Consider the following 4485-nt stretch of genomic DNA (forward strand, 5'->3'; position numbering starts at 1 on the left):
ATTGCAGGCTGAATATCGCTTTCAACAAACAAAACACTGTCTGGCCTGTTAAACAACCATGACATCATAAACATGCAATTATGAGGGATGACCACCAATTGCCTGTAACTGAATTACTGGACCAGTACAATCAGGGATATCATCAGGCCTATGACCAGTTATTTTCATTGGTTTACAACCAACTGAAGAAAGTGGCTCACAACATCAAATTCGGCCGTTCCGAATTTGAAACGCTCAACACCACCGCTCTGGTCCATGAAGCTTATATCAAATTGTTCAACCACCGGAATCTGAAATGGGATAGCCGCAGGCATTTCTACAGCCTGGCGGCTAAAGCCATTCGCCACATCCTGGTGGATTATGCCCGTAAAAAACTGGCCCTGAAACGCCGTCACAATGAGGTGGAACTGCAAGAGGACCCCGGAATCCATTTGAGTTACGAGACGGCTGAAGAGATTGAATCCCTGGAAAAGGCATTGAAAAAACTGGAGAAATACAACAAAACGGTGCTTAAGGTAGTGGAATGCAGATTTTTCGCCGGGATGAGCATCCAGGAGACAGCAACTACCCTGAATGTATCGCCTTCCACGGTCAAACGCAACTGGGCCATGGGCCGGCTTTGGCTGCATCGGGAAATCAAAAAACTTCAGTCACCACCATTGCATAAAATTATGGAGTAAGATGGATTTCATTCGAGATGACATCTGGCAATCCATTCAACACCATTTACCGGAGGATTTTGACTCCCCCAAAGAGGTGGAAAAGGCCCTGGTACGCCTGAAAAAACATTTTCCCGATTATTATCAACAGATACGGGAACTGCTCGACGGCCATGACTCCGCCTCCAGGTATTTCGGGAATCTCAATCAGAGCATCATGCAAAGTGCACAGCCCGAAGATCAAATGCTAAAAACAGGCGACCAGATAGGAACATACCGGATCATCAGGCGTTTATCCTCCGGAGGCATGACCCATGTGTATATGGCCGAGCGATCGGATGGAGATTTCAATCAGCTTGTGGCCATTAAGGTGATGAAGCAGAACATCTCCGGTGAACTGCTAAAGGAATATTTCCAGCGGGAAAAACAGATCCTGGCCGACCTGAACCACCCCAACATAGCCAATATATATGACGGAGGCATTACCGAAGAGGATAGACCCTACCTGGTGATGGAATACATCGCAGGATTGCCGGTCACCGAATACTGCGATCGCAACCGGCTTACCATCGAACAACGCATTAAACTGTTCCACCGCATTTGCCAGGCAGTCAACCATGCCCATCAAAACCTGGTCATTCACAAAGACCTCAAGCCGGGCAACATCTTTGTTGACGAGAATGGCAATATCAAACTCATGGATTTTGGAGTAGCCCATATCCTGGATGAGTCACAGGCCAATACTCCCGAAGGGATCAGAGCCTTCACGCCTGCCTGGGCCTCACCGGAACAAATAAAAAACCAAAAGATCACCACTGCCTCCGACATCTATCAACTCGGCCTGCTGTTCTTCCAATTGATCATCGGAGTGCATCGCGATGAATTGGATGAAGGCTTCTTCTCAGGAAAAACTCTGCTGACTAAATCGATGGTGATTCAGAAAAAAAAGGACCGAATCCTCTATGCCCGCAAATTAAACAGGCTCCGGGATTATGATAAAAAAATCCGGGGTGATTTGCAGGCTGTAATGATCAAAGCCCTTCAATCCAAACCTGAAGAACGGTATGCTTCGGTTCAGGATTTGCGTCATGACCTGCAGCATTTTTTTGACAAACAACCCCTCAGTGCGCGGAAACCCACTTTCTTCTATATCTTTTCAAAATATTACCGGAGAAATCGCCTGAAAATCAATATTGGTGCTGCTTCTTTGATTATTTTCCTGATAATCAGTATACAACACAACCATCAATTAAACCACGAGCGCAATATCGCTCAAAAAAATGCCGTAAAAGCCAGGTTTGAAGCAAAAAGGGCCGAAAGCGTCATCTCCTACATGAAAAACCTCATCGGAATGGGGAACCCCTATATCAATGACAACCAGAATCTCAGCCTCAATAAGATTCTATCCACCGGTTTTAACAACTTAATCCACACCAGCGATATAGAATCACACACCAAAGCAGAAATACTGCTTACCCTGGGCGAGGTGTTCCGGGAAAGGGGAGATTATAGTAAAAGCCACCAGGCCATCAAACGGGCACGCTCCATCAAGCGTTCGCTTTACCCCAGCCAGCATGGGGAGATGAGCAGCACTTATTCCCAGCTCTCCAAAACCCACCTGCTTGCAGGCCGGCTCGACAGTGCCAGATATTACATTGATCAGGCTTTACAAATCGATACCATGGCAGGACATCTGAACACTCCCCCCTTTACGGGAAACCTTGAACAACTGGGCAATGTGCTTTATCATGAATCACGCTACCAGCGGGCTATGAAAATTTACCACCAGGTATTCAGAAAACTGAACAACCTTGTTACCGATAACCGGAAGGACCGGGCCCGGCTGTTTTCATCCATTGGCGATACACACCATCAGATGGGGCAATACGACAGTGCCAGAATATACCTCCATCGGGCGAAAAACATTCACAGCCAGTTTGCCGATTCATCAGGAGCCTATATTATAGACGACCTCTCCATGCTGGCCAACACCTACCTGAGAACCGAATCGCTCGATTCAGCCGAGCTTTTCATCCATCAGGCACTCAGTAAAGGTATGAGGGTCTATGGCAAAAACTCAGGGGAACTTGAATATATACTCGCCCTGGCTTCACGAATCGCTAAAAAGCAGCAAAAATACGGGCAGGCCCTCTCCTATGCAAAGAAAGCCCTGACAATCAACACCAATCAGTTCGGCCCCAAACACATCTATACGGCTCAGCGCATGAATACAGTGGGGTTGGTATACCGGGACTTCGGAAAAATGAAACAGGCCGAACATTATTTCCGTAAAGCCCTCGAAATAAAAGAAAAATATTATCCCAACGAAAAAAAATCCATATCCATCGGACAATACAACCTGGCTGTTTCCCTGCTCAAACAGCATCAACACAAGGCAGCCATGAAGCTTTTAAAAAAAGTCAGGACCTTCGAAAAGCAAATCTATCCGGAGAATCATCCTTACCGCGCCTATACCCTTATCCAACTGGCAAGAGGTCATCTGGAGCTGGGCCATATGGAACGGGCATCACGCAATATGTATCGGGCATATGAAATAGTCCGTACCGGGTTGGACAGCATCCATTCCCTTAGGGGTACATGCCTGGAAGTGATGGCCGAATATTTTATCAAGGAGCAGAAGTGGGCGTTGGCCAGTCAATATGCCGCTGAAGGGATGACCATATATTCCGAACTTTACGGCAACAAACACTGGAAATACGCTTACACTTCTGCTCTCAAAACACTCGCAGAGGCGGGTGCCCGGGGCACAGACGGGACAGATTCCCCGGCTTATGCCTCTGCTTTTGATATGATCAGGGAAGATCCACATGCAGATCCCTACCTCCTGGGCCAACTCCGGAATCTTTCCACCTATTCCCCTTAACGAGGGCCCGCAATAAATCAAAACACTCACCCCCGCCACACTTGGTCTTCTCCGAAAAATCGAATTAATTAAAACATGAAAGTCACCCCGAGCGTGCCATATCCAAAGGTGCCCCGACCACCCTCGAAATAGGCGGCCAGGTTGTTGGAGAACTTGTAACGAAATCCGGCCACAGGCCCCAGATTGGTAGCAAACTCATCATCATAGTAGTCTTCATAAAAATCATCGCTGCTGCTGAACGACCTGCGCTCAAAGATCAGCATCAAAGAAATATAGAAATCCCATTTCTCCTGATCGATGTTGGCATCACTCAGCTCATTCAGCAAGGGAATATAATGATAAGAAGCCCTTGCACCGAAATTCAGGAAAGTCCACCGGTACCTATCGTCGTTCACGTTTTCATAACGGTAGCTGCTGTAGCCTATAAAGCCTCCGGCACTGATGTCATCTGCAACAAAAGTCTCATACGCGGCAGATAAGGGCAGAGTAAAACCTACCCGGCTACCATCGTAACCATAACCATAATAACCAAAGGAAAACCCGCCCTGTAGCAACTGACTGTAAGGCCGTTCATAGGTTTCCACTGTGTCGGCCTCCTGCGCCTGGAGATTGAATGACAAGAGGATCCAGACTAACGATGCGAATGGTAGTACGAAATGTTTAATCATAGTTTGTATATTTATATTATACTTGAAAGTTACTGTATATCAAAATAAAAGTCAATAGTTGATACCTCATAGATTGATCTGTCACATGTTTTCATTTACGAATCAAAAGTTTCATGGTCCAAATGGGTATCTTGAGGGTTTGTATCAACCAGGATTATATGATTCTTTGAACATTTGTTAGATGATGAGAGCCAGACATCTCTGTTAATGACCCGATGATATTACATTGGTAAACACGAAAAAAATCCCCAAACGGGTCATATTCCTTCTACTT

The 4485-nt window shown here is 46.2% G+C and carries 3 protein-coding genes; 2 read left to right on the forward strand and 1 reads right to left on the reverse strand.

Annotation, left to right across the window (positions count from 1 at the left end):
- The first annotated feature begins 80 nt into the window (after positions 1 to 80).
- Together KGY70_17530 and KGY70_17535 are read left to right on the forward strand one after the other, a co-directional pair.
- Entirely contained in the window at positions 81 to 680 is a 600-nt protein-coding gene (locus tag KGY70_17530; protein MBS3777003.1) for a sigma-70 family RNA polymerase sigma factor, read from the forward strand.
- A gap of 1 nt (position 681) precedes the next feature.
- Positions 682 to 3543 (forward strand): serine/threonine protein kinase, encoded by a 2862-nt coding sequence (locus KGY70_17535; protein MBS3777004.1) that lies wholly within the window; start codon positions 682 to 684, stop codon positions 3541 to 3543.
- A 68-nt stretch (positions 3544 to 3611) separates the two neighbouring features.
- On the opposite strand, the gene KGY70_17540 is transcribed toward KGY70_17535, so the two are convergent.
- Positions 3612 to 4211, reverse strand: coding sequence for a hypothetical protein (locus tag KGY70_17540; protein ID MBS3777005.1), 600 nt, complete (start codon positions 4209 to 4211; stop codon positions 3612 to 3614).
- Between the last annotated feature and the right edge of the window lie 274 nt (positions 4212 to 4485).

This window comes from Bacteroidales bacterium (genome assembly GCA_018334875.1).
In the GTDB taxonomy this organism is placed as follows: domain Bacteria; phylum Bacteroidota; class Bacteroidia; order Bacteroidales; family UBA12077; genus JAGXLC01.